This is a genomic window from Micromonospora chaiyaphumensis, assembly GCF_900091435.1.
Classification (GTDB): domain Bacteria; phylum Actinomycetota; class Actinomycetes; order Mycobacteriales; family Micromonosporaceae; genus Micromonospora; species Micromonospora chaiyaphumensis.
In genome coordinates this window covers 143,989-169,379 of record NZ_FMCS01000014.1, presented here as the reverse complement: position 1 = coordinate 169,379, position 25,391 = coordinate 143,989, and the positions used below count along the sequence as shown (strand labels likewise).

At 73.4% G+C, this 25,391-nt stretch carries 23 protein-coding genes; 16 read left to right on the top strand and 7 right to left on the bottom strand.

The features are described 5' to 3' along the window. Positions 1 to 368 precede the first annotated feature (368 nt). A complete protein-coding gene (locus tag GA0070214_RS29390; protein ID WP_091269773.1) occupies positions 369 to 986 on the bottom strand; it encodes a DUF4126 domain-containing protein in 618 nt (205 codons plus the stop codon). 72 nt (positions 987 to 1,058) lie between these two features. Here GA0070214_RS29390 and nucS point away from each other — a divergent pair, with 72 nt between their 5' ends. Next, a complete protein-coding gene (nucS, locus tag GA0070214_RS29385; protein ID WP_091269785.1) occupies positions 1,059 to 1,718 on the top strand; it encodes an endonuclease NucS in 660 nt (219 codons plus the stop codon). A 19-nt stretch (positions 1,719 to 1,737) separates the two neighbouring features. Here the strand turns inward: nucS and GA0070214_RS29380 are convergent, their stop codons facing one another. Then, positions 1,738 to 3,240: an aldehyde dehydrogenase family protein gene (locus GA0070214_RS29380; protein WP_091269772.1), complete on the bottom strand. Its 1,503-nt coding sequence runs from the start codon at positions 3,238 to 3,240 to the stop codon at positions 1,738 to 1,740. A 251-nt stretch (positions 3,241 to 3,491) separates the two neighbouring features. Between GA0070214_RS29380 and GA0070214_RS29375 the strand changes: the two genes are divergently transcribed. The 7 genes from GA0070214_RS29375 to GA0070214_RS29345 all read left to right on the top strand — a co-directional run bounded on the left by GA0070214_RS29375 (position 3,492) and on the right by GA0070214_RS29345 (position 9,884). Further along, positions 3,492 to 3,950, top strand: coding sequence for an FHA domain-containing protein (locus GA0070214_RS29375; protein WP_091269771.1), 459 nt, complete (start codon positions 3,492 to 3,494; stop codon positions 3,948 to 3,950). An 86-nt stretch (positions 3,951 to 4,036) separates the two neighbouring features. Then, entirely contained in the window at positions 4,037 to 5,101 is a 1,065-nt protein-coding gene (locus GA0070214_RS29370; protein WP_091269770.1) for an alpha/beta hydrolase, read from the top strand. A gap of 120 nt (positions 5,102 to 5,221) precedes the next feature. Next, positions 5,222 to 7,012 carry a 3-hydroxyacyl-CoA dehydrogenase family protein gene (locus GA0070214_RS29365; protein ID WP_091269769.1) on the top strand — a complete coding sequence of 597 codons (1,791 nt, stop codon included), beginning with the start codon at positions 5,222 to 5,224 and terminating at the stop codon, positions 7,010 to 7,012. 41 nt (positions 7,013 to 7,053) lie between these two features. Then, positions 7,054 to 7,551: a SigE family RNA polymerase sigma factor gene (locus GA0070214_RS29360; RefSeq protein WP_091269768.1), complete on the top strand. Its 498-nt coding sequence runs from the start codon at positions 7,054 to 7,056 to the stop codon at positions 7,549 to 7,551. Then, entirely contained in the window at positions 7,548 to 8,618 is a 1,071-nt protein-coding gene (locus GA0070214_RS29355; RefSeq protein WP_091269767.1) for a hypothetical protein, read from the top strand. The genes GA0070214_RS29360 and GA0070214_RS29355 overlap by 4 nt, the downstream gene beginning before the upstream one ends. A 63-nt stretch (positions 8,619 to 8,681) precedes the next feature. Then, positions 8,682 to 9,008 (top strand): hypothetical protein, encoded by a 327-nt coding sequence (locus GA0070214_RS29350; protein WP_208602945.1) that lies wholly within the window; start codon positions 8,682 to 8,684, stop codon positions 9,006 to 9,008. Positions 9,009 to 9,074: 66 nt separating this feature from the next. Next, positions 9,075 to 9,884 carry an alpha/beta hydrolase gene (locus tag GA0070214_RS29345; RefSeq protein WP_091269765.1) on the top strand — a complete coding sequence of 270 codons (810 nt, stop codon included), beginning with the start codon at positions 9,075 to 9,077 and terminating at the stop codon, positions 9,882 to 9,884. Between the two features lie 3 nt (positions 9,885 to 9,887). Here the strand turns inward: GA0070214_RS29345 and GA0070214_RS29340 are convergent, their stop codons facing one another. The 5 genes from GA0070214_RS29340 to mce all read right to left on the bottom strand — a co-directional run bounded on the left by GA0070214_RS29340 (position 9,888) and on the right by mce (position 17,291). Then, complete coding sequence (locus GA0070214_RS29340) at positions 9,888 to 10,982, bottom strand: AI-2E family transporter (protein WP_208602950.1); 1,095 nt, start codon at positions 10,980 to 10,982, stop codon at positions 9,888 to 9,890. 504 nt (positions 10,983 to 11,486) lie between these two features. Continuing rightward, positions 11,487 to 13,502 carry a coiled-coil domain-containing protein gene (locus GA0070214_RS29335; RefSeq protein ID WP_091269764.1) on the bottom strand — a complete coding sequence of 672 codons (2,016 nt, stop codon included), beginning with the start codon at positions 13,500 to 13,502 and terminating at the stop codon, positions 11,487 to 11,489. A gap of 172 nt (positions 13,503 to 13,674) precedes the next feature. Next, on the bottom strand, positions 13,675 to 14,928 hold the full coding sequence (locus GA0070214_RS29330; protein ID WP_091269763.1) for a DivIVA domain-containing protein: 1,254 nt from the start codon (positions 14,926 to 14,928) through the stop codon (positions 13,675 to 13,677). A 244-nt stretch (positions 14,929 to 15,172) separates the two neighbouring features. Further along, positions 15,173 to 16,528, bottom strand: coding sequence for a crotonyl-CoA carboxylase/reductase (gene ccrA / locus GA0070214_RS29325; protein WP_091269783.1), 1,356 nt, complete (start codon positions 16,526 to 16,528; stop codon positions 15,173 to 15,175). Positions 16,529 to 16,817: 289 nt separating this feature from the next. Next, on the bottom strand, positions 16,818 to 17,291 hold the full coding sequence (gene mce / locus GA0070214_RS29320) for a methylmalonyl-CoA epimerase (protein ID WP_091269762.1): 474 nt from the start codon (positions 17,289 to 17,291) through the stop codon (positions 16,818 to 16,820). A gap of 318 nt (positions 17,292 to 17,609) precedes the next feature. Between mce and GA0070214_RS32015 the strand changes: the two genes are divergently transcribed. The 8 genes from GA0070214_RS32015 (at position 17,610) to GA0070214_RS29280 (ending at position 25,390) form a co-directional block, all read left to right on the top strand. Further along, positions 17,610 to 17,951, top strand: a complete 342-nt coding sequence (locus GA0070214_RS32015) for a hypothetical protein (protein WP_167364353.1) — start codon at positions 17,610 to 17,612, stop codon at positions 17,949 to 17,951. A gap of 95 nt (positions 17,952 to 18,046) precedes the next feature. Then, on the top strand, positions 18,047 to 18,370 hold the full coding sequence (locus GA0070214_RS29310; RefSeq protein ID WP_139141932.1) for a hypothetical protein: 324 nt from the start codon (positions 18,047 to 18,049) through the stop codon (positions 18,368 to 18,370). A 141-nt stretch (positions 18,371 to 18,511) separates the two neighbouring features. Beyond that, entirely contained in the window at positions 18,512 to 19,705 is a 1,194-nt protein-coding gene (locus tag GA0070214_RS29305) for an acetyl-CoA C-acetyltransferase (protein ID WP_091269760.1), read from the top strand. 2 nt (positions 19,706 to 19,707) lie between these two features. After that, complete coding sequence (gene meaB, locus GA0070214_RS29300; protein ID WP_091269759.1) at positions 19,708 to 20,712, top strand: methylmalonyl Co-A mutase-associated GTPase MeaB; 1,005 nt, start codon at positions 19,708 to 19,710, stop codon at positions 20,710 to 20,712. A gap of 85 nt (positions 20,713 to 20,797) precedes the next feature. Beyond that, a complete protein-coding gene (locus GA0070214_RS29295; RefSeq protein ID WP_091269758.1) occupies positions 20,798 to 21,211 on the top strand; it encodes an Asp23/Gls24 family envelope stress response protein in 414 nt (137 codons plus the stop codon). 95 nt (positions 21,212 to 21,306) lie between these two features. Continuing rightward, the gene (icmA, locus tag GA0070214_RS29290; RefSeq protein WP_091269757.1) at positions 21,307 to 22,995 is read left to right on the top strand and encodes a coenzyme B12-dependent isobutyryl-CoA mutase large subunit; all 1,689 of its coding nucleotides are present in this window, start codon (positions 21,307 to 21,309) and stop codon (positions 22,993 to 22,995) included. Positions 22,996 to 23,110: 115 nt separating this feature from the next. Beyond that, on the top strand, positions 23,111 to 24,031 hold the full coding sequence (locus GA0070214_RS29285; RefSeq protein WP_091269756.1) for a tetratricopeptide repeat protein: 921 nt from the start codon (positions 23,111 to 23,113) through the stop codon (positions 24,029 to 24,031). 66 nt (positions 24,032 to 24,097) lie between these two features. Beyond that, entirely contained in the window at positions 24,098 to 25,390 is a 1,293-nt protein-coding gene (locus GA0070214_RS29280) for an arginase family protein (protein WP_341845097.1), read from the top strand. The last annotated feature ends 1 nt before the right edge of the window (position 25,391 follow it).

Sequence of the window (25,391 nt, the reverse complement as noted above, 5' to 3'; positions counted from 1 at the left end):
AAGGGCCTGAAGCAGGTCGACGGCTGGCAGGACATGCCGCTGACCGAGGCCGCCCAGACCGTGCAGGTCTCGGCCTACCCGGACGCCTACGCCCAGTGGGAGCAGCAGGCCACCGACATCGTCGCCCACAACTGGAACAGCTGACCCAAGCAACTAACCGCTGGCCGGCACCCCGAACCCGGGGTGCCGGCCAGCGGCGTCTCCGGAAGTCAAGGACGGCGAAGGACCACGACGGGCTGGGGGCGAGGGTGACCGGCGCAGGGATCAAGCCTGACCGCCCGGAGCCGGTGCCCCTCGCCCCCAGTCCTGACCGCAACCAACGTCAGACCCGGAAGCGTGCGGCCCGAGCCGCCTGAGCGCAACCAGCGTCAGACCCGGAACCCTGCGGCCCGAGCGGCGAGGCGTTCACGACGCCGATCACGACGCCGCCGCAGGAACCAGAAGAAGAACGCCACGAGCAGGACCAGGAACACCAGCACCAGCACCGGCAGCAGGATCGCCACCACCGACATGATCGCGCTGGTCGCGTCCTCGGCGGTGCTGGCCACCGGGGCACCGAAGCCGGCCGTGGTCGCGTTGATGACCGGCCGGGCCGCAGACTTCAGCAGGTGCACGCCGAGCGCGAGAAGCACGCCGACCACCACCGGCACCCACTGGTGCGAGGAGAAGAAGGTGTCCGGGTCGCTGACCGTGACCGTCTCCGAGCTGGAGCCGGCGCCGAAGGCCAGCCCGCCGGCGGTCGGCCGGACCACGGTCTGCACCACGTCGTTGACGTGGTCGACCACCGGCACCTTGTCGGCCACCACCTCGACGGCGAGCAGCACGGCGAGGATCAGCAGGACCCAGCCGTTGCCCAACCACTGCCAGCCGCTCGGCAGCTCCATGAGGTCGGTGTAGCGCGCCAGCAGGCCCATCAGCAGCAGGGGGATGTAGGCGTTCAGGCCCGCCGAGGCGGCGAGACCGGAACCGGTGAGAACTTCGAGCACGATTCTCAATATCGCACCGGTACGCCAGTGGCGCTCGTCGGCGAGGGCCGGGTGCTCGGCTACCCTCGTCGGGTGCGGTTGGTGATTGCGAAGTGCTCGGTGGACTACGTCGGACGGCTCTCGGCGCACCTGCCGCTGGCCACCCGGTTGCTCATGGTGAAGGCGGACGGGTCGGTGTCGATCCACGCCGACGACCGGGCGTACAAGCCGTTGAACTGGATGAGCCCGCCGTGCCGGCTGGAGGAGGCCCCCGGTGTGTGGCGGGTCGTCAACAAGGCCGGCGAGGAGCTGCGCATCACCCTGGAGGAGATCTTCCAGGACACCTCGTACGAGCTGGGCGTCGACCCGGGCCTGCGCAAGGACGGCGTCGAGGCGCACCTGCAGGAACTGCTCGCCGCCAACCCGGAGACCCTGGGCGAGGGCTTCACGCTGGTGCGGCGGGAGTACATGACGGCGATCGGGCCGGTCGACCTGTTGTGCCGGGACGCCAACCAGGGCGCGGTCGCGGTCGAGGTGAAGCGGCGCGGCGAGATCGACGGTGTGGAGCAGCTCACCCGCTACCTCGAACTGATGAACCGGGACCCGTTGCTGGCCCCGGTGGCCGGTGTGTTCGCCGCGCAGGAGATCAAGCCGCAGGCGCGGGTGCTCGCCACCGACCGGGGCATCCGGTGCGTGGTGGTCGACTACGACAAGCTGCGCGGCATCGAGCGCGACGAGCTCACCCTGTTCTGAGCCCGGCGGGCCGGGGCGGTCAGCGGCCCCGGCCGTACATCAGCTTGGCGGCCTTGACGAGGCGGGCGACGTCGGCCGGCGTGCGCTCGAAGGTCATCGAGGGCAGCAGCGACCGGGCGCGGCGGCGGGTGATGGACTTGGCGCGGCCGAACTCGCGCAGCCCGTCCTCGCCGTGGATCCGGCCGAAGCCGGACTCGCCGACCCCGCCGAACGGCAGCGTGGACATGCCGGCGAAGGTCAGCGTCGAGTTGACCGCGGCCATCCCGGAGCGCAGCCGCCGTGCGACGGCCACGGCCCGCCGGCGGCCGAAGACCGAACCCCCGAGGCCGTACGACAGGGCGTTGGCGCGCTCGACGGCCTCGTCCACGTCGCGGACCCGGTTGACGGTCAGCGTCGGCCCGAACGTCTCCTCGCGCACGGCGGCCGAGTCCTCCGGCACGTCCACGAGCACGGTGGGGTGCACGTAGGGCGGCTGGACCGCCTCGGGGCCGCCGAGCACCGGCCGGCCGCCGCGGGCCACCGCGTCGTCGATGTGCCGCCGGATGACGTCGACCTGGGACGGCATGGTGATCGGGCCGATGTCGGCGCCGTCGGGGCCGACGGTGAGCCGGCCGGCCTTCGTCACCACCTTGTCGACGAAGGCGTCGAAGACCTGGTCGACGGCGTAGACCCGTTCGATGCCGATGCAGGTCTGGCCGGCGTTGGTCAGCGCGCCCCAGACGCATGCCTCGGCGGCGGCGTCCAGGTCGGCGTCGGCGTCCACGATCATGGCGTCCTTGCCGCCGGCCTCCAGCAGCACCGGGGTGAGCGTCTCGGCGCAGGCGGCCATCACCTTCTTCGCGGTGGCCGTGGAGCCGGTGAAGGCCAGCTTCGCCACCCCGGAGCGGCACAGCGCCGCGCCGACGTCGCCGAGCCCGTGCACGGCCTGGAAGACGGGCTGCTCGGGCACCACCTCGGCGAACCGGTCCACGAGCCACTGCCCGACGGCCGGGGTGTACTCGCTCGGCTTGAACACCACGGCGTTGCCGGCGGCGAGGGCGTAGGCGGCGGAGCCGATCGGGGTGAAGACGGGGTAGTTCCACGGGCCGATCACGCCGACCACCCCGTAGGGCTGGTATTCGAGGTGGGCGGTGAACTCGGCGAGGATGAGCCGGGAGCGGACCCGGCGCGGCCCGAGCACCCGCCGGGCGTTGCGGGCGGCCCAGTCGATGTGCTCCAGCGCGGTGAGGATCTCCACCACGGCGTCGCCGACCGGCTTGCCGCCCTCGGTGTGCACGAGGTCGGCCAGCTCCTCGATCCGGCGCGCGAGGACGCCGCGCCAGCGCAGCAGCCGGTCGCGCCGGCCGGCGAAGCCGAGGCCGGCCCACCAGTCGGCGGCGGCGCGGGCGCGCTCCACCGCGGCCCGCACGTCCGCCTCGGTCGCCACGGGGAGCCGTCCGGCCTCCTCGCCGGTCGCCGGACTGGTCGAGACCAGTCGGCCGTCCTCGATGAGCGGGGTCCCGGGGACATGCACAGCCGTCATGGCCGAAGTCTAGACCTGAGCGTTACTCACCGGTAGGTCCCGCGCCGCCCGTACTCTGCCCAGGTCGGCGGTGTCGCGGGCTCGGCGGGATCGACGGCGGTGCCGCCGGTTGAGCCGGTGGCGCACGCCGAAACGGCGAACAGGAGATGGCCGGCCGGGGTCCCGGGGGTGACCACGCGGTGGTGGGAACGATTACGGTGAGGTGGCAGGCTGACGCCGCGGAGCGACGGTGGGGTGGAGGTCGACTGTCCATGGAGGAGCATCCGGAACTGATGCCGCTGTTGACGGTGTCGGGTGGGGCGATGCGGGGGCTCAGCTTCCGGGTCGGCCGGGATCCGCAGCTGGTCGGTCGGGCACCGAGCGCCGACATCGTGCTCGCGGACCCGCACCTGAGCCGGCGGCACGCCACGGTGCAGGCCACCCCCGACGGGGTGGTGCTCACCGACCTGGGCTCGACCAACGGCACCTGGCTCAACGACCAGCGGATCGTCGGCAGCGTCTCGCTCGCCGACGGGGACGTGATCCGGCTCGGCCGCACCGACCTGCGCTTCTTCGACCCGGGCGTGGCCCGCACCGACCCGGTCGGCATGAGCTTCGGGGCTCCCCGCCGCGACCAGCGGCCGACCCTGCCGTTGCCGGTGCCGCCGGGGCCCCGGCCGTCGGTCGAGTCGCGCGGCACGCTGCCGCTGACGGTCGACGCGCACCGCTGACCCGGGGTTCCGCCACACCGGCCGCCGGTCGCGCATGGGCTCGGCCCACATGGACGGGTCCGCGGCGCGCGTGCCAGCATGCGCGGATGGGGAGTGAGCGACACACCGTCCGGGCCAACGGCATCGTCCAGGCGGTCCGGGTGGCCGGCCCGCCGGACGGCGTGCCGGTGCTGCTGGTGCACGGCAACGTGTCGTCCGCCGCCTTCTGGGAGCCACTGCTGCCCCGGCTGCCGGAGACGCTCCGGGTGGTCGCCCCCGACCTGCGCGGATACGGCGACACCGACACCGCCCCGGTCGACGCCACCCGGGGCCTCGGCGACTTCGCCGACGACGTGGCCGCCCTGCTCGACGCCCCCGGTCTGTTCGCCCCCGGCGCCCGCCCCGTGGTGGTCGGGCACTCGCTCGGCGGCGGGGTGGCGATGCGGCTGCTGGTGGACCACCCGGACCGGGTGGCCGGGCTGCTGCTGGAGGCGCCGGTCTCCCCGTACGGCTTCGGTGGCACCCGCGACCTCGACGGCACCCCCACCACGCCCGACTTCGCCGGCACCGGCGCGGGCACCGCGAACCCCGACTTCGTGACGCGGCTGGCCGCGCGTGACCGGGGTGCCGACGGCCCGACCAGCCCGCGCAACGTGCTGCGCTCGGCGTACGTGGCCGACCCGGCATCGCTCGGCGCCGACGAGGACCTGCTGCTGGAGAGCATGCTGACCACCGCCACGGGGGAGGACAACTACCCCGGCACGGCGGTCACGTCGGCGCACTGGCCGGGCACCGCGGCGGGGGAGCGCGGCGTGCTCAACGCCCTGGCGCCGGCCCACTTCCGGCTCGCCGACGAGCTGGTCGCCGTCCAGGCCAAGCCGCCCGTGACCTGGGTACGCGGCGACGCCGACGTGATCGTCTCGGACACCTCGCTGTTCGACCTGGCGTACCTGGGGTCGCTCGGCGTGGTGCCGGGCTGGCCGGGGGAGGCGGACTGCCCGCCGCAGCCGATGGTCGGCCAGACGCGGGCGGTGCTCGACCGGTACGCGGCTGCCGGCGGGACGTACCGGGAGGTGGTGCTACCCGGCTGCGGGCACAGCCCGCACCTGGAGCGGCCGGCCGAGTTCGTCGCCGAGCTGCTGGCGCTCACCGGGGTGCCGTCCGGGGTCTGACCGACGCGGTGCGTGAAATATCCCACGGCGTCTCGACAACGCAGCGTCACGTGGCAGACTCCGGCGCATAACCTTAGCCGCCGTTCATGCCGGCGGAGTCGGACCAAGGGGAGGCCGGTCGTGGCGCGCGAGTTCACCAGTGTGGGTGTGGTGGGTCTGGGCACCATGGGTGCCGGCATCGTCGAGGTGTTCGCCCGCAACGGCATCGACGTGGTGGCCGTCGAGATCTCCGCGGGCGCCCTGGAGCGCGGCCGGGCCACCCTCACGGGCTCGACCGACCGGGCCGTCGCCAAGGGCAAGCTCGCCGAGGCCGACCGGGACGCGCTGCTGGCCCGGGTCGACTGGCAGGTCGGGCTGGACGCCCTGCACTCGGTGGACCTGGTTATCGAGGCGGTGCCCGAGCACCTGGACCTGAAGCAGCGGATCTTCGCCGAGCTGGACCGGGTCTGCAAGCCCGAGGCCATCCTGGCCACCAACACCTCCTCCCTGAGCGTCACCGAGATCTCCGTCGCCACCACCCGGCCCAACCAGGTCATCGGCATCCACTTCTTCAACCCGGCGCCGGTCATGAAGCTGGTCGAGGTCGTCCGCACCGTGGTCACCTCCGCCGACGTGGTGGCCGACGTCGAGGCGCTCTGCGAGCGGCTCGGCAAGGTCGACGTCACGATCAGCGACCGGGCCGGGTTCATCGCCAACGCGCTGCTGTTCGGCTACCTGAACCACGCGGTCGGCATGTTCGAGTCCCGGTACGCGACGCGCGAGGACATCGACGCCGCCATGAAGCTCGGCTGCGGCCTGCCCATGGGCCCGCTCGCGCTCATGGACCTGATCGGCCTCGACACGGCGTACGAGATCCTGGACACCATGTACCGGCGCGGCGGCCGCGACCGTCGGCACGCCCCGGTGCCGCTGATCAAGCAGATGGTCACGGCCGGCCTGCTGGGCCGGAAGTCCGGCCGGGGCTTCTACACCTACGAGCGGCCGGGCTCCCCGGTGGTCGTACCCGACGAGCACACCCCGGTGAGCACGGGCGCGGCGCTCGCCGACGGCGCCCGGGCGATCGCCAAGGTCGGCGTGGTCGGCTCCGGGACCATGGCCACCGGCATCATCGAGGTCTTCGCCAAGGCCGGCTACGAGGTCATCTCGGTGACCCGGGGCGCGGAGAAGTCCGCCAAGGTCTGCGAGGCGGTCAAGACCTCGCTGAACAAGGGCGTGGTGCGGGGCAAGCTGAGCGAGGAGGGCCGGGACGCCGCGCTGGGCCGGGTCACCTGGTCGGCCACCCTGGACCACCTGGCCGACGTCGACCTGGTGGTCGAGGCGGTCGTCGAGGAGCTGAGCGTCAAGAAGGCCCTCTTCGCCAGCCTCGACGAGATCTGCAAGCCGGGCGTCGTGCTGGCCACCACCACCTCGTCGCTGCCGGTGATCGACGTGGCCATGGCCACCCAGCGGCCGGCCGACGTGATCGGCCTGCACTTCTTCAACCCGGCGCCGATCATGCCGCTCGTGGAGATCGTGCAGACCATCCGCACCTCAGCGGAGACCGCCGCCACCGCCCGGGCGGTCTGCGCGGGGCTCGGCAAGACCGGCGTGGTCTGCGGCGACCGGTCCGGGTTCATCGTCAACGCGCTGCTCTTCCCGTACCTGAACGACGCGGTGAAGATGCTGGAGGCCAGCTACTCGACCGCCGACGACATCGACTACGCCATGAAGCTCGGCTGCGGCTACCCCATGGGCCCGTTCGAGCTGCTCGACGTGGTCGGCCTGGACGTCTCGCTGGCCATCCAGCGGGAGCTCTACCTGGAGCTGCGTGAGCCGGGCTTCGCCCCCGCGCCCCTGCTGGAGCACCTGGTCACCGCCGGCTACCTCGGCCGCAAGAGCGGCCGCGGCTTCCGCGACCACACCAAGCGCTGATCCGGGTCAACAACGGGCGCCGCTGACGGCGTCTTCAGGGCGTGACCTTCGAGGAGTACGTCGGCAGCCGCGGCCCGGCCCTGTTGCGCCTGGCCCGGCTGCTGACCGGCGACGAGCACCGCGCCGAGGACCTGACCCAGGACGTCCTGGCCCGCGCGTACGTGCACTGGCGGAAGATCGCCGGGGCCGACCGGCCCGACGTGTACGTGCGGCGGATGCTGGTCAACGCGAACACGTCGTGGTGGCGCCGCCGGTCCAGCCGGGAGCTGGCCGTGGACAGCTTCGCCGAGCGGCCCGAGCGCGGTGACCTCGGCGGCGAGGCGGCCGACCGGGACGAGATGTGGCGGCTGATCCGCGCCCTCCCGGACCGCCAGCGCGCCGTGCTGGTGCTGCGCTACTACGAGGACCTGGACGACGCGACCATCGCCCAGATCCTCGACTGCTCGCCGGTCACCGTCCGCACCCACGCGATGCGGGCGCTCGCCCAGCTCCGGGAGCGCTGCGGCGCCCCGACGACGACCAAGGGGAGCCGGCCGTGACCGACCTCGACCAGCGGATCTCCGACGTGCTGCGGGAGCACGCCGAGGGGGAGACCGATGTCCACCGCCTGCTGCGGGAGTCCCGAGCCCGGGGCCGCCGCCGGCAACTGCGCCGCCGTGCCACGACGGGAACCGCGCTGGCCCTGGTCGGCGTCCTCGGCTTCGTCGGGGTGACCGGTACGGACCTGGCCGGGCTCGCCGGGCGGGGGCCGTGGACGGCCGCCTCGCCGGCCGGTGCCGCGCCGGTGCCGCCCCGCGCCGACGGGGTGCCGGGTGCCGCCCAGCGCCCCGCACTGGTCGGGACCGACCCGCAGGTGCTGCACTTCTCCGTCGACCCGGCCAAGGGTCGCTACCTCGGCTGGGGAGTACAGGGCCGGCAGGTCGAGTTGGTCCGGTTCGACGCCGGCGGTGGTCGAGCCGTCACCGTCGAGGTGTCCGGTTCCGCGGCGTTCGCCCGGAACGGCATCGAGGGGTGGCAGGTGACTGCACCGCCCCCGGCCACCTTCGACGGCAGCGTCCAACGCGTGGCGCTGGGCAGCGGCAGCTACGGGTACGTCACCTGGTGGCGGCCGGCAGCCGGGCTCTACGCCCGAGCGAGCATGCGCGGAGGGAGCGTGGCCGCGCTCACCGGCGCGCTCGCCGCGGTGCGGTGGGACGAGCCGCGCCGGTGTGCGGCGCCGCTGAGGCTGACCTCGTTGCCGGCGGGTGCGTCGATCGGCTCCTGCTCCGTCGACGTCACCGCGTTCCCGAGCAGCCTCACGGTCCAGCTCACCGTCTCCCGAGAGCCGGCGACCATGTGGGTGCAACTGCTGTACGGGGCGCAGATCTCGGGGGGTCGTGCCGAGAGCAACCGCACGGTCGGGGGCCGTCCCGCCTACCTCTACCCGGCCGGGACGAAGCTCGAGCTCCTCGGCATCCCCAAGGCCCACGTGACCGCCGATCTCGGCCCGGCGTGGACCGACGGCTACCTCAAGGACAAGCCGACGTTCACGGAGGCCGACATGGCGACCGTGCTGGCCGGGGCGCAGGTGGCGAAGGAGCTGACCGACCCGAAGACCTGGAAGTGAGATCCGCCGGCCCGGCCGCCCGACCCGGGCCGGTCCGGCCGGCGGACCGTACGCTTGGTGACCGTGAGCCCCCGTCGCAACCGTCCCCGCCGGGACGACACCACCCAGCTGGACGCCGAGCGGGCCCGCCACGGTGTGCCGACCGTCCAGCAGTGGCGCGACGGGGACTGGCAGGTACGCGGTATCGCCGGCGGGGCGTCGGCCAAGACGTACCGGTGCCCCGGCTGTGACCAGGAGATCCGCCCCGGGGTGGCGCACGTGGTGGCCTGGCCGGCCGACGACCGGGGTGACCTGACCGACCGCCGGCACTGGCACAGCGGCTGCTGGCGGGCCCGGGACCGGCGGGGGCCGAACCTCCAGCGCGGCCGGAGCGCCCCCCGCTACGGCTGAGCGATCTGGATCACCCTGTTTCCGCCCCGGCGGGCGGGGCGGGCGGCGGCGCGGGAGACTGGACCGGTGAGCACACCGATCCGTGCGTCGTCGATCCTGCCCGGCCGCCGGGAGGACATCGAGCTGCACACCGCCGACGGGCTGAAGCTGGTCGGCGAGCTGGCCCGGCCGCTGGAGCGGGAGCCGGTCGGCACCCTGGTCTGCCTGCACCCGCTGCCCACCCACGGCGGGATGATGGACAGCCACGTGTTCCGCAAGGCGGCCTGGCGGCTGCCCGCGCTGGCCGGCCTGGCCGTGCTCCGCTTCAACACCCGGGGCACCAGCAGCGTCCGCGGCACCAGCGAGGGGGCGTTCGACGGCGCGGTCGGCGAGCGCTTCGACGTGGCCGCCGCCATCGAGTACGCCGAGTTCCACGAGCTGCCGAACATCTGGCTGGTCGGCTGGTCGTTCGGCACCGACCTGGCGCTGAAGTACGGCTGCGACCCGGCGGTGGCCGGCGCCATCCTGCTCTCCCCGCCGCTGCGCTTCTCCCAGCCGGAGGATCTGGCCGTCTGGGCCGGGTCCGGCCGGCCGCTCATCGCACTGGTCCCCGAGTTCGACGACTACCTGCGCCCCGAGGAGGCCCGGCAGCGCTTCGCCGCGGTGCCCCAGGCCGAGGTGGTCGGGGTGCCCGGCGCCAAGCACCTCTGGGTCGGCGACGCGGAGACCGTGCTCAACGAGATCGTCAAGCGGGTCAACCCGGCGGCGCCGCTCCCGCTGCCGACCACCTGGGACGGCCCGATGGAGACCGGTGACGTCAGTGCCTACGCGGACCGGACGGTGGCCGCCTTCGCCGACACCCCCGTGCCCGGCCCGGAGCAGCGCCGCGCCGGCTGAGGCTCAGCGGGACTCCTGCCGCGGCAGCACGACCTCGCGCAGGATGAGCTGGAGCGCGGCCACCGTGGGGATGGCGATCAGCGCGCCGACGACGCCCAGCAGCGACACCCCGAGCAGGGCCGCGAGCAGTGCCGCCACCTCGTTGACCGAGACCGCCCGGCGCATGATCTTCGGGTAGATCAGGTAGTTCTCGACCTGCTGGTAGATCAGGAAGAAGACCAGGCAGGCGATGCCGACGGGCAGGTCGGTGGCGAGCCCGACAAGGGTCACCACCACGGCGCCCAGGGTCGCGCCGATCTGCGGGATCAGGTCGGTCACCGCGACCACCACGGCCAGGGCGAAGGGGTACGGCAGACCGACCACCAGGGCGAACACGAACGTGCTCGCCCCGGCCAGTACCGCGATGGACAGCGCGCCGACCATGTACGCGCCGACCCGGGTCAGGATCTCGTCGCCGATGAGGCGGACCCGCTCCCGGCGGGACCGGGGCACCAGCGCGTACCCGAGGTCGCGCAGCTTGTTGAAGTAGGCCAGGAAGTAGATCGTCAGCACCAGCACGGTCAGCGCCCGGAAGATGGTGCCGAAGATGAGCTGCGCGCCGCCCAGCACGCCGCCGAGGGCCCGGCCGATGGTGTCCGCGTTCGCGGCCGACTGGACGCGCTGCATCACGTCGTAGCGCTCGACGAGGTCGTTGACCGTCGGGTTGCGGCGCAGGTCGTCGACGTAGCCGGGAAGGTGCTCGATGAACTGCCCGGACTGGGTCACCACCGGCGGCACCAGAGCCAGCAGCCCGCCGACGATCAGCAGCACGACGGTCAGCGTCACCACCGCCACCGCCAGCCCGTGCGGCAGCCCCCAGCGGCGCAACCGGACCACGGCGGGGTGCAGGCCGACCGCGAGGAACAGCGCGATCACCACCAGCACCAGGATGCCGGCCGAGTTGCGCACGCCCAGGAACACCGCGTACGCCAGCAGCACGCCCAGCGCCCCGGTGAAGCCGATGAGGAAGCTGCTGCGCCGCAGCGGCCGGCCCGGTACGCCGAAGCGCCCGCTGGGCTCGAACTCGGTCGGCTCGGTCTCCACACCGAGTTCGGCCAGCCCCGGCCTGCCGGCCGGTCCCGTGCTAGCTGCTGCTCCCGTGCTGGCTGCTGCTCCCGTGTTCCCGGCTGGTCCCGTGCTGGCTGCGGGTCCCGTGCTGCCGGCGGGTGCCGTGCTGCCGGCGGGTCCCGTGCTGCCGGCGGGTGCCGCGCTGCCGGTCGGTTCCTCGGCGGCGGCGTGGCGAGGTCTGCCGCTCGGGTCGGTGGGGTCGGGCTCGGGGCGCAACGGCTCGAGCGGGTCGTCGTCCGGGGCGGCGGATCCCTCCTGCGACACCCGTGCCTCCCCGGCTCCCGCTCCGGCCCGGCGGAGCGCCCCTGCGACGGACCGTGAGGACCGGATGGATCCGGCCCTCTTCTGCCCGCAGGTTAGCGGTCGACGCCCGCCCGGGCCATCCCTTCACCCGGTGCGCGCGTCTTCCGCGTCGCCAGCTCGCCGAGGTGGGTCATTCCCGAGACACGGATCCCGCCAGGTCGGCGAGGTGGTGCGTGGCTTGCAGGCGCCGGGTCACTCCTTGTCGACGGTGACCGTGCTCGGCTTGGCGCTGCGCTCGTCGGTGGTCGGCTTGGTGGGGCGCTTGCCGTTCTCGCCGGTGCTGGTGATCTTCGTGGGGGTGGCGCCCCGGCCGCCCTCGCCGGGCACGGCGGCCACGGTCGGCTCGCCGTCCACGCCGGCGCTGGCGCCGGAGCCGTCCACCGTGGTCACCGGCTCGCCGACCGGGCGGGCCTTCGCGCCGTCGGCCGCCGGCTCACCGGCCTCCGCGGGGGCACCCCCGTTGGGGGAGACCGTCGTGGTGCCCTTGGCGGTGGCGGGCACCGGGGTCCGGTCGCCCGCCGGCCCGCCGTCCGCGTCGCCGCCACCCGGCGCCGCGGCCAGCTGGGCCGGGTCGACGGGGGTGGCCGCGAGGCCGGCCGGACCGGCCTCCGCGCGCAGCTCGATGAGCCGGCGCTGGAGGTCGTCGGACTCCTGCCGGGACTTCCAGGTCTCGGTGCGCAGGTCGGCGAGCTCCTGCTGGGCGTTGGCGATCTCCAGCATCACCTGGGCCAGCTGCTGCCGGCCGGCGGCCACCTCCTGCTGGGTGGCGGCGAGGTGCTGCTGGGTGGTGGCCAGGTGCTGCTGGGTGGTGGCCGCATACTCCTCGAACTGCCGGCGCGAGGCGGCCACGTGCTCGTCGGCCTTGCGGCGCCTGCCGGCGGCGTCCTCCTCGGCCCGGCGGAGCAGCTCGGCGGCCTCCTCCTCGGCCCGCTGGCGCATGGTGAGCGCGTCCTGCTCGGCCGCCCGCCGGAGTTCCGCCGCGCCCTGCTCGATCTCGGTGCGCCGGGCGGTGTACGCCTTCTCCAGCTCGTCCTGCCGCTTGGTGTGCTGCCTGTCCAGCTCGTCGCGGCGCTTGGCGAACTCCTGCTCGGCCGTGGCGCGGCGCTGGGCCAGCTCCTTCTCCGCCGTCTCCCGCCGGGCCTTGACCTCCTTCTCGATGCCGGCGCGCCAGGCGCCCAGCTCCTGCTGGGTCTGTGCGCGGGCCTGCTGGACGTACGCCTCGGTCTCGGTGCGCATCCGCTGCACGTACGCCTCGATCTCGGCGCGGTTGCGCTTGCCGGCCTCGGCCGCCTCGGTGGTGAGCCGGTTGGCCTCGGTGCGGGCCCGGCCGCGGGTGACCTTCGCCGCCTCCTCGGCGTCGTCGACGATCTTCTTGGCCTCGGCGAGCGCCTTGGCGTGGGTGGCCCGGCCGGCCTCGGCGGCGGAGTCGGTCAGCCGCTTGGCCTCCTGCTGGGCCTTGGCGTGCACCTCCTTGGCCGCCTCGCGGAGCTGGGTGGCCTCCTGCTGGGCCTTGGCGAGCGCCTCCTTGGCCGTCTCGCGCAGCCGGGCGGACTCCTGCTGGGCGCGGGCGTGGATCTCCTTGGCGGTGTCCCGGAGCTGGGTTGCCTCCTGCTGGGCCTTGGCCAGCGCGTCCTTGGCGGTCTTCCGCAGCTTCTCCGACTCGGCCTTGGCGGCGGAAAGCGTGGCCTCGGACTCGGCCTTGGCGGCCGAGAGTGTGGACTCGGCCTCGGCCTTGCGGGCGGCGGTGTGCCGCTCCTCCTCGGCCCGGCGGGCGGCGAGGGCGATCTCGAAGTCCTTGAGGGCCTGGGCCGCCTGCTCCCGGGCCTCCTCGATGATGTGCTCGGCGGCCGCCCGCCGGGCCTCGATCTCCTCGTTGGCTGCGGCCAGGATGTCGTCGGCCTGTTCCTCGGCCATGCTGAGGATCTGTTCGACCCGGGGACCGAGGTGCCGGAACGAGGCCCGGTCCACCACACCCACCTGCTTGCGCACCTGGGCGAGGTCGCGTTGCAGCACCTCGACCTGCCCGGCGAGCTTGTGGATCTGGGTGTACGCCTGTTCCCGCTCGTTCGTCAGCGCGGAGATCTCGTGCTCCGCACGAGCGACGTAGCGGTCGACCTGTCGTTTGTCGTACCCCCGCAGAGCGGACTCGAAGCTGGGCTCCGTGGTCACGTCCCCGCTCAGGGCGAACAGTTCCTCGCCGTGCGACATGCCCCCATCCTCACACGCATCCGGCCCTGCTGGGGCGATACGGACGCCCCTGTTCGGAGGCACAGTTCACTGAACTGGCGAAACGGGCGGGAAAGCATGACGGCGCGAGGCGACACCGGTCACCCGGTGTCACCCCGCGCCGCGGCTCATGCCCCGTCAGCGGGTTGGTTGGTCAGCTGGCCGACTCGGCCGTGACCTTCTTGTCGGCGCTGTCGGCCTTCGGCGCCTCGGCCTTGTTGGCGCCGGCCGCCGGGACGCCCGGCACGATGCCGGCGAGACCGGAGAGCATCTGCCCGAGCTGCGAGGTGACCGCGTCCTTCTGCCGGGTGAGGTCCTCGACCTCGCGGCGGGCCGCCTGCGTGGTCAGCTCGGCCTCGGTGCGGGCCTCGCTGAGGAGGCGCTGCGCCTCGGCCCGCGCCTCGGACACCGTCTTGTCGGCGAGGGCCTTGGCCTTCTCCACCGTGTCGGTGGCGGTGCGCTCGGACTCGACCCGGCGGGCCTCGGCCCGCTGCTCGATCTCCTTGGCCCGCTCCTGGGCGGCCCGGGCGCGCTGCTCGGCCTCGCTGACCAGCTTCTGGGTCTGCGCGACCTGGGCGGCGTGCCGCTCGGACTCCTCGCGCTCGGCCTTCTCGCGCCGCTCGGCGAGCTGGAGCTCCAGGGCCTGGAGGTCCTTGTCGCGCTTGTCCCGCGCGTCGGTGAGCAGCTTGGTGGCCTCGGCCCGCTTCTCCTCGGCCTCGCGGGCGGCCTTCGCCCGCTGCTGGGTGATCTCCCGCTCGGCGGTGGCGCGCAGGGTGGCGACCTCGCGCTCGACCGTCGACTTCAGCTCGGCCACCTCGTGGGCGGTGACCGTGCGCAGCTGCTTGGTCTCCCGGTCGGCGTCGGCGCGCAGGGTGTCGGCCTCCCGGCGGGCCTGCACCCGGACCTCGGCGGCCTCCCGCTCGGCGGCGGTGCGGACGCTGCCGGCCTCGCGCTCGGCGGTGGCCTTCATGGCGGCCGCCTCGGCGCGCGCCTTGTCGGTGATCTCCCGCGCCTCGAGGCGGGCGGCGGAGAGGATGCCCTCCGACTCGCGCTTGGCCTCGTTGCGGTGGTCGTTGGCCTGCTCCTCGGCCAACCGGAGGATCTGCTCGACGCGGGTGCCCAGGCCGGAGAGGGTCGGCCGGCTGTTCTCCTCGAGCTGCTTGTTGGTCTCGGTGAGCTTCTGCTCGAGCGCGCCCTGGCGCTGCTCGGCCTGGCGCAGCCGGCGCTGCGCGTCGTTCATCCGCTGCTCGGCCTCGGCGCGGGCCTGCTCGGACTGGCTCAGGGCGGCGGTCAGCCGGCCGATGAAGTCGTCGACCTGGTTGGTGTTGTAACCGCGCAGGCCAACGGTGAAATCGGGCTGTGAGTTCGCGTTATCGAAGAACGCAAGAGGGGACTGCTGCTGGGGCATTGGGACATACTCGCAGACGCCCCAGGGTGCTTCGCAAGAGCGGTCCGGACCTTTCGTGTCCTGTTTACATGGTCAACTTCGACCGCGCGACGGGACCGGACCAACCGGCGATCTTGGCAGGTCCCGGGCGGGTCGGGCGACCCTCGGCGAGAGCGCGAAAAAGGGCCGCGGGTCGGCACCCGCGGCCCTTTGTCGTACGGCAATCGAATGGTGTTGCGGCCTACCGGAAAGGCAATGCCGGCGGTCAGTGCCCGCGGAACCGGTTGATCGCGGTTTCGTGCCGCGCCCGCAGCTCGGTGTCCCGCACGCCGAGGCCGTCGGTGGGCGCCAGGCAGCGCACCCCGACCTTGCCCTGGTGCGCGTTGCGGTGCACCTCGTACGCGGCCTGGCCGGTCTGCTCCAGCGGGTAGGTCCGCGACACGGTCGGGTGCACCTTGCCGAGGGCCACGAGCCGGTTGGCCTGCCACGCCTCGTGGTAGTTGGCGAAGTGGCTGCCGACGATCCGCTTCAGGTGCATCCACAGGTAGCGGTTGTCGTACTGGTGCAGGTAGCCGCTCGTGGAGGCGCAGGTGACGATCGTGCCGCCCTTCTTGGCGACGTAGACGCTGGCGCCGAAGGTCTCCCGGCCGGGGTGCTCGAAGACGATGTCCGGGTCCTCGCCGCCGGTCAGCTCACGGATCCGCTCCCCGAAGCGGCGCCACTCGTCCTGGTCCTGGGTCTCCTCGTCCTTCCAGAACCGGAAGCCCTCGGCGGTGCGGTCGATCACCAGCTCGGCGCCCATCTTCCGGCACAGCTCGGCCTTCTCCGGCGAGGAGACCACGCAGACCGGGATGGCCCCGCCGCCCAGCGCCATCTGGGTGGCGTAGCCGCCGAGGCCGCCGGAAGCGCCCCAGATCAGCACGACGTCGCCCTGCTTCATGTTCGCCCCGTGGTGGGACACGAGCTGCCGGTACGCCGTGGAGTTGACCAGCCCCGGGCTGGCCGCCTCCTCCCAGCTCAGGTGCCGCGGCTTCGGCATGAGCTGGTTGGCCTTCACCACGGCCAGCTCGGCCAGGCCGCCGAAGTTGGTCTCGAAGCCCCAGATCCGCTGCTGCGGGTCGAGCATGGTGTCGTCGTGGCCGGCGGCGTCCTCCAGCTCGACGGAGAGGCAGTGCGCGACCACCTCGTCGCCGGCCTTCCACCGGGTCACACCCGGCCCGGTCCGCAGCACCACGCCGGCCGCGTCCGACCCGACCACGTGGTACGGCAGGTCGTGCCGGCGGGTCAGCTCGGAGAGCCGGCCGTAGCGCTGGAGGAACTTGAAGGTGGGCAGCGGCTCGAAGATGCTGGTCCACACGGTGTTGTAGTTGATGGCGCTGGCCATCACGGCGACCAGCGCCTCGCCCGGGCCCAGCTCGGGGGTGGGCACCTCCTGGACGTGCAGCGCCTTGCGCGGGTCCTTGTCCCGCGTGGCCATGCCGTCGAACATCCGGGTGTCCTCGGCGCGGACCACCACGCCCCGGTAGCTCTCCGGTACCGGCAGGCCGGCGATGCCGGCGAGCTCCCGCTCCGGCTGGGCGGAGCCCTCCGCCGCCATGATCGCTTCGAGGATGTCCTGCACGGTGACCTCCCGTTCGTTGCGCACCCGCACCGGGCGGGCAGGGGTGCTGCCATCGTCGGCGCCGGTGCGACGGGACCGCCATGTCGGCAATCGACACATCCGGCACCGGTCGCACTCCTGTGGGCCGGGACGTTACTGAACGGTAGCTAGGGCCGGAAGTCCTGTGTGAAAAACTGCATCCGCCGATGCGTGGAGGTGTCCGTGGGAACGCGAAACCGCGCAGTGCCGCGCCGCGTCCCAGGTAGTAGGAAGGGCCCCGGCCGCCTCGACCGGAGCCCTCTGGCGCGCGTCAGTGGCCGGTGGCGGCCGGCTCGACGAGCTCGACCAGAACGCCGCCGGCGTCCTTCGGGTGCACGAAGTTGATCCGCGAGTCGGCGGTGCCCCGCCGCGGCTCCTCGTAGAGCAGCCGGACGCCGCGCTCGCGCAGCGCCGCGCAGGCCGCGTCGATGTCGGTCACCGTGTACGCGACCTGCTGCACGCCAGGTCCGTTGCGGTCCAGGAACTTGGCGATCGTCGAGGACGGCGACAGCGGGGCGAGGAGCTGCACGCAGCCGCCCTCGGTGGTCGGCCCGACGGCCAGCATCGCCTCGCGTACGCCCTGTTCCTCGTTGGTCTCGGTGTGCACGCAGCGCATCCCGAAGGTGCGCCCGTAGAAGTCGATCGCGGCGTCCAGGTCGGCAACGGCGATCCCGACGTGGTCGATGCGGCGCAGGCCGATGTCGGTGAGGTCGGCGGCGGGCTTGACGGGGGAGTTCTCAGCCATGGCGCCAGTCTGACCGAACGATCGTTCGGGCGGTCTCCCCAGTCGGGCATCTCACTCCGCTGAACGGACCACGCCGAAGCGTCCTCGGCGTGCGCGTCGGCCGAACGGCCCGACCCCGAACGGGATCGCCCGGCCCGCATCCTCCGTACGCCCGAGCGGCGGCGGGCGGCGCTCCGATCGTCCTGCTGGACGGGCGATGCCCCGATGACCAGGTCGCGAGCAGGATTCGAACCGGCACGCACATCAGCAACGGTCGTCCCCCGGCCGGCGCTCGCGGCCCAGGCGCGGGGGCTCGGCCGGATTCGGGAGGGTCGAGCCGTGGTCGGCATGACGCTGGAGCAGTGGGCGGCCGCAGGCGTCGTGCTGGGCGCGATCCTCAGCGCGCTGACCCTGGCCGTGACGGTGAGCCGGCCGCTGCGCCGCCTGGCCCGGCAGAACGAGGAGTTCCGGCAGGACTGGTACGGGGTGCCGCCCCGGCCGGGCCACGACGCCGTCCCGGGGGTGCCGGAGCGGTTGCGGCGGATCGAGACGGAGCTGCACCCGGACGGGCGCGGGACGCTGCGGGACGCGGTCAACGACGCGGAGCGCCGCCTCAAGGACGTGGAGAGCCGCCTCGACGACCACCTCCGGGCGCGGCGGGGTGGAAGGCTCGACCGCTGACCCGCGAGCGGCCCAGCTCATCGATCGTTCGGCATATGCGAACCCGGACGGCGCGCGGTTGATCTGCAACTTGCACACGGTGGAGAGTACGGATGGTGAGTTCACTGTCACGCCCCGTCGCCGCCATCTGGATCCCCTCCCACGTCGATCCGATCGAACCCCACCTCATGGCCTGCCTGGACCACGCGAAGCGCTGCCGCTACGGCCTCCTCGGGATCATCACCACGGCACCGTGGGACGAGGTCAGGCAGCTGATGATCGACGGGAAGGTCGACGTGGTGGTGGTCGCGGAGCGGGAGCACCTCCCGCCGGACCGGACGCCGCGGATCGAGGTGGCCGCCCGGGGGGCGCACCCGCCGGCGGGCTCGTTGCCCAGGGGGCCGGTGCCGCCGCGCCGGCGTCGCCCGCGCCAGGGTTGAACGCGTGGAAGCCATCGACCGCCATGACTCGATCGCGTTGCGGACGTGCTCGGGGTCACCGTACTGTCGCTCTTCCCGGCAGATATGGTGCGTCCTAACAATCGTTAAGGCGTACAGGTCGGCACCCCCTCGGAGGCAGGCATGGCTTCGGTGATCGTCAGCGGCGCGCGGACCCCGATGGGGCGCCTGCTGGGCAACCTCAAGGACCTCCCGGCGACGAAGCTCGGTGGCATCGCGATCAAGGCGGCGCTGGAGCGCGCCGGCGTGGCCCCGGACCAGGTCCAGTACGTGATCATGGGGCAGGTGCTCCAGGCCGGCGCGGGCCAGATCCCGGCTCGCCAGGCCGCCGTCGAGGCGGGCATCCCCATGTCCACCCCGGCGCTGACCATCAACAAGGTCTGCCTCTCCGGCCTGGACGCCATCGCCCTGGCCGACCAGCTCATCCGGGCCGGCGAGTTCGACATCGTGGTGGCCGGCGGCATGGAGTCGATGACCAACGCCCCGCACCTGCTGCTGGGTCAGCGCTCCGGCTACAAGTACGGCGACGTGACGATCAAGGACCACATGGCCCTGGACGGTCTCACCGACGCCTGGGACTGCTGCTCGATGGGCGAGTCCACCGAGCGGCTCGGGGCGAAGCACGGCATCACCCGCGAGGAGCAGGACGCGTTCGCCGCGGCCAGCCACCAGCGGGCCGCCGCCGCCCAGAAGAACGGCCACTTCGCCGACGAGATCACCCCGGTGATCATCCCGCAGCGCAAGGGCGACCCGCTGGTGATCAGCGAGGACGAGGGCATCCGCCCGGACACCACCGCCGAGTCGCTGGGCAAGCTCCGTCCCGCCTTCACCAAGGACGGCACCATCACGGCCGGCAGCTCCTCGCCCATCTCCGACGGCGCCGCCGCGGTGGTCGTCATGAGCAAGGCCAAGGCCAAGGAGCTGGGGCTCACCTGGCTGGCCGAGATCGGCGCCCACGGCAATGTGGCCGGCCCGGACAACTCCCTGCACTCGCAGCCGTCGAACGCCATCCAGCACGCGCTGAAGAAGGGCGGGCTCAGCGTCTCCGACCTCGACCTCATCGAGATCAACGAGGCGTTCGCCCAGGTCGGCATCCAGTCCGCGCGGGACCTCGGGGTCAGCACCGACAAGGTGAACGTCAACGGCGGCGCCATCGCGCTCGGCCACCCAATCGGCATGTCCGGCGCCCGGCTCGTGCTCACCCTGGCGCTGGAGCTGAAGCGGCGGGGCGGCGGCACCGGTGCGGCCGCGCTCTGCGGCGGCGGTGGCCAGGGCGACGCGCTGATCATCCACGTCCCGAACGGTGCCGAGAGCTGACCGTGAACGACAGTGTCCAGAACGTCCCGGCGGCGGCCGCCGGCTCGGTGCGCCGCAGCCGGGACGTACCCCTGCTGGTCGAGCGGGCCCGCGCGGGTGACCCCCGCGCGGTGGCCCGGCTGATCACCCTGGTCGAGTCCGGCGACGAGGTGCTGCCGCAGGTCGCGGCGGCCCTCGCGCCCTACGCCGGGCACGCCCAGGTGGTCGGGCTGACCGGCTCGCCGGGGGTGGGCAAGTCCACCACGACCAACGAGCTGGTCCGGGCGCTGCGGGCGCGCGGCCACCGGGTGGGCGTGCTGGCCATCGACCCGTCGAGCCCGTTCACCGGCGGGGCGATCCTCGGTGACCGGGTCCGGATGCAGGACCACGCCACCGACCCCGGCGTCTACATCCGCTCGATGTCCAGCCGGGGTCACCTCGGCGGGCTCTCCGCGGCCACGCCCCAGGCGGTGCGGGTGCTGGAGGGCGCCGGCTGCGACGTGGTGCTGGTGGAGACCGTCGGCGTCGGCCAGGCCGAGGTCGAGGTGGCCTCGCTGGCCGACACCACGCTGGTGCTGCTGGCCCCCGGCATGGGCGACGCCATCCAGGCCGTGAAGGCCGGCATCCTGGAGATCGCCGACGTCTTCGTGGTCAACAAGGCCGACCGGGACGGCGCCGACGCCACCGTGCGCGACATCCAGGGCATGATCGCGCTGGGCGAGCGCGGGCCGGGCGAGTGGCGGCCGCAGGTGGTCCGTTCCATCGCCGCCCGTGGCGAGGGCATCGACGACATCGCCGCCGCGATCGACAAGCACCGCGACTGGCTGGAGCGCCACGGCGAGCTGCGCCGCCGCCGGGAGGCGCGGGCCGCCGCCGAGATCGAGGCGATCGCGCTGGGCACCCTGCGGGACCGGATCGGCTCGCTGCGCGACGGTACGCAGCTGCCGACCCTCGCGGCCAAGGTCGCCGAGGGCGCCGTCGACCCGTACGCGGCGGCCGCCGAGCTGCTGGCGCAGCTGGGCGCCTGACGGGTCCACTGGGGAACACCCCCGCCTAGTACGCTCGCACCGCCGCACGATCCCGTGGGGCGGTGCGCGTCTGTGGTGGGAGAGCATGGCTGACGAGGCGACCCAGGAGCTGTCGGTGACCCCGAGCGCGGTGGCGGGCGGCGCGACGCACGTCTCCGACGAGGTGGTGGAGAAGATCGCGGTGGCCGCCGCGAAGTCGGTGCCCGGGGTGGCCGAGCTGGGCGGCGACGTGGCCCGCTTCTTCAACGCCGTGCTGGACCGGGTCGGGCTCGACCAGGTCGGCGACGCGCGGCGCGGCTGCTCGGCGCACGTCACCGACGGAGCGGCCGTGGTCAACCTGGTCATCGTGATCGGCGGCGGCCGGCCGGTGCCCGAGGTGACCGAGGCGGTCCGCGTCGCGGTGACCTCGGCGGTCGAGGCGTACGGGCTGCGGGTCGACGAGATCAACATCCGGGTCGACGACGTGGCTCTGGGCGGGCCGGTGGTCCCCTCGGCCTGACGCCGGTTACCGGCCGGTAGGCGCATCCTTAGCGATCGTTCAGGCCGGCGTTCTACACTCGGTCTGCACCCTGGACTCGAGGAGGAGCTCCGCGCATGGACGCCGACGAGATCGCCGCCGGTCGGGCCCGCTGGCAGGCCCGCTACGACGCCGCCCGCAAGCGGGACGCGGACTTCACCACGCTGTCCGGGATGACCGTGGACCCGGTCTACGGGCCGCCGGAGGGCGTGCCGTACCCGGGCTTCGAGCGGATCGGCTGGCCGGGGGAGTTCCCGTACACCCGGGGGCTCTACCCGACCGGCTACCGCGGGCGCACCTGGACCATCCGGCAGTTCGCCGGGTTCGGCAACGCCCAGCAGACCAACGAGCGTTACAAGATGATCCTCGGCGCCGGCGGCGGAGGGCTCTCCGTCGCCTTCGACATGCCGACCCTCATGGGGCGCGACTCCGACGACCCGCAGTCGCTGGGCGAGGTCGGCCACTGCGGCGTGGCGGTCGACTCGGCCGCCGACATGGAGGTGCTCTTCGGCGGCATCGACCTGGCCGGCGTGACCACCTCGATGACCATCTCCGGCCCGGCCGTGCCGGTCTTCTGCATGTACCTGGTCGCCGCCGAGCGGCAGGGCGCCGACCTGTCCACCCTGGACGGCACGCTCCAGACGGACATCTTCAAGGAGTACATCGCGCAGAAGGAGTGGCTCTTCGACCCGGAGCCGCACCTGCGCCTCATCGGCGACCTCATGGAGTACTGCGCCCGGGAGATCCCGCGGTACAAGCCGCTGTCGGTCTCCGGCTACCACATCCGCGAGGCCGGCTCGACCGCCGCGCAGGAGCTGGCGTACACCCTGGCCGACGGGTTCGGCTACGTCGAGCTGGGGCTCTCGCGCGGGCTGGACGTCAACGTCTTCGCTCCGGGCCTGAGCTTCTTCTTTGACTCCCACGTGGACTTCTTCGAGGAGATCGCCAAGTTCCGGGCCGCCCGCCGCATCTGGGCCCGCTGGCTGCGCGACGTCTACGGCGCCACCAGCGAGAAGGCCCAGTGGCTGCGGTTCCACACCCAGACCGCCGGGGTGTCGCTCACCGCCCAGCAGCCGGTCAACAACGTGGTGCGGACCGCCGTGGAGGCCCTGGCGGCCGTCCTCGGCGGCACCAACTCGCTGCACACCAACGCCCTCGACGAGACCCTCGCCCTGCCCACCGACGAGTCGGCCGAGATCGCGCTGCGGACCCAGCAGGTGCTCATGGAGGAGACCGGGGTCGTCAACGTCGCCGACCCGCTCGGCGGCTCCTGGTACGTCGAGGCGCTCACCGACAAGATCGAGGCCGAGGCGGAGGAGATCTTCGCCCGGATCCGGCAGCTCGGCGGCGAGGGGCCGCACAAGATCGGCCCGATGACCTCGGGCATCCTGCGCGGCATCGAGGACGGCTGGTTCACCGGCCACATCGCCGAGTCGGCCTTCGTCTACCAGCAGGCGCTGGAGAAGGGCGACAAGCGGATCGTCGGGGTCAACTGCCACACCGGCACCGTCGCCAAGGACCTGGAGATCCTGCGGATCTCGCACGAGGTCGAGCTGGAGCAGCGCCGGGTGCTCGCCGAGCGCAAGGCGGGCCGCGACGACGCCGCGGTCAAGGCCGCCGTGCAGCGGATGGTCGAGGTCAGCCGGACCGGCGAGAACATGATCCCGGCGATGCTGGACGCGGTCCGGGCCGAGGCCACGCTGGGCGAGATCTGCGACGCGCTGCGTGCCGAGTGGGGCGTCTACCGCGAGCCCGCCCGCTTCTGATCCGTCGCGCGGGTGCCGGTCGTCCCGGCACCCGCGCCGACCAGGCGTGAGAGTTGCAACTGCCGCCGTGGCGGTTGATCTGAGTTCCGCGGGACACGTGCGAGACTAGATAACCATGAGCGACCCACGGATCACCTCGTCGATCTTCACCCGCGGCGCGGTCGACCTCAGCGCGTTGCGCGGCACCCCGGAACCCTCCCGTCCCACCGCCCCGAGCCAGGCGGGCCCGCCCGCCGGCGTACCCGGCGGCCCCCCGGCGGGTGGCGGCGTGGCCGTCATCGACGTGACCGAGGCGACCTTCCAGTCCGAGGTGTTGGAACGGTCGCTGAGCACCCCGGTGATCGTGGACTTCTGGGCCGAGTGGTGCGAGCCCTGCAAGCAGCTCTCGCCGGTGCTGGAGCGGCTGGCCGCCGAGGGCGAGGGCGCCTGGGTGCTCGCCAGGGTCGACGTCGACGCCAACCCCCGGCTCGCCCAGATGTTCCGGGTCCAGGGCATCCCGATGGTCTACGCGGTGGTCGGCGGGCAGCCGATCGACGCCTTCTCCGGCGTGGTGCCGGAGGCCCAGCTCCGCCAGTGGATCCAGGCCATCCTCAAGGCCGGCGGCGTCACCGTCGCCGAGCCGGAGGACCCGCGGCTGACCGAGGCCGACGACGCCCTCATGTCCGGCGACCTGGAGGCGGCCGAGGCGGCGTACCGGAAGATCCTCGCCGAGACCCCCGCGGATGCCGCGGCCGAGGCCGGCCTGGCCCAGGTCGGGGTGGCCCGGCGGGTTGCCGGCGCCGACCCGCGCGCCGCGCTCGCCGCCGCCGAGCAGGCCCCCGACGACATCGAGGCCCAGCTCCTGGCCGCCGACATCGAGGTGCTCAGCGGGCTGGCCGAGCAGGCCTACGCCCGGCTCGTCGGCCTGGTCCGGCGGACCGCCGGCGACGACCGGGAGAAGGTCCGCCAGCACCTCGTGTCGCTGTTCACCATCGCGGGCCCGGACGACCCCGCCGTGGCGGCCGCCCGACGCGCCCTGGCCAGCGCCCTGTTCTGAGTTCACCGCACGCCAGCGCGGGCCGGCGTACCGGCCGGCCCGCCCGACCACCGAGGACGGGAGCCCATGATGCGCCGGATCGCCGTCCTCGACGCGCCGACGAACCTCGGCCTGCGCCCACCCACGTCCACCTCCGTCCCGGGCTGCGCCAAGGCGCCCGGAGCGTTGCGCGACCACGGCCTGCTCGCCCGGCTGCGGGCCCGGGACGCCGGCTGCCTCACCCCGCCCCGGTACGACCCCGGTGACTGGCGCCCCGGCGACGGGGTCTGCCACGCCCCGGAGATCTCCGGCTACTCCGTGGCGCTGGCCGACCGCATCGGCGCGATCATCGACCGCGGCGAGTTCCCGCTCGTGCTGGGCGGGGACTGCTCGGTCCTGCTCGGCTCGGCGTTGGCCATGCACCGGCTCGGCGAGGCGGTCGGCGGGCGGATCGGGCTCGTCTTCGTCGACGGTCACTCCGACTTCCGGCACCCCGGCAACGCCTCCTACGTGGGCGCGGCGGCGGGGGAGGATCTGGCCCTGGTCACCGGCCGGGGGCAGGCCGACCTGGCCGCCATCGAGGGGCGGCGCCCCTACTTCCGCGACATCGACGTGGTGGTGCTCGGCATCCGGGCCCAGGACGAGTACCGGCTCGACCTCCAGGCCGCCGGCATCACCACCCGCCCCGTGCCGGCGCTGCGCGCCGAGGGGGCGGCCCGCACCGCCCAGTGGGCGCACGAGCAGTTGGCCGACTGCGCCGGCTACTGGGTGCACATCGACGTGGACGTGCTCGACCCGGCGGTGATGCCGGCGGTCGACGCGCCGGACCCGGGCGGGATCGCCTTCGCCGAGCTGGAGATCCTCCTCGCCGGCCTGGTGGACACCCCGCACTGCCTCGGCGTCGAGCTGACCGTCTTCGACCCCGACTACGATCCCGACGGGTCGTACGCCGCCGAGATCGTCAACACCGTGGTGGCCGGGCTCGCACCGGTGGCCGCGCCCGGCGCGACACCGCCCCGGCTGCTGCCGGCCGGCCCGGTCGCGCCGGCGCCCCGGCCCGGCAACGGCCGGCCGCCGGCCCGCGACGTGCTGGCCGGCCCGGCGGCCGTCCCGGCACCCGCGGTGGCCGTGGAGCCGATCGGCCCGACCCCCACGCGGGCCGGCGACGAACCCGCCGACACCGACGGCGCCGAACCGTCTCCCGGCCCGTCCGGACCGGGGCTGCTGCGGCGGGCGTCGGACGCGGACGGCTCGGACGGCCCCGAGCCGGTCGGCCCGCTGGCGTCGGCCGGGCCCGGGTTGCTGCGCCGGGTGGCCGAGCCGGAGGACGCGGAGGAGACGGCGCCGGATCCGACCCGGCCGGGCGCCGACATCGCCTGAT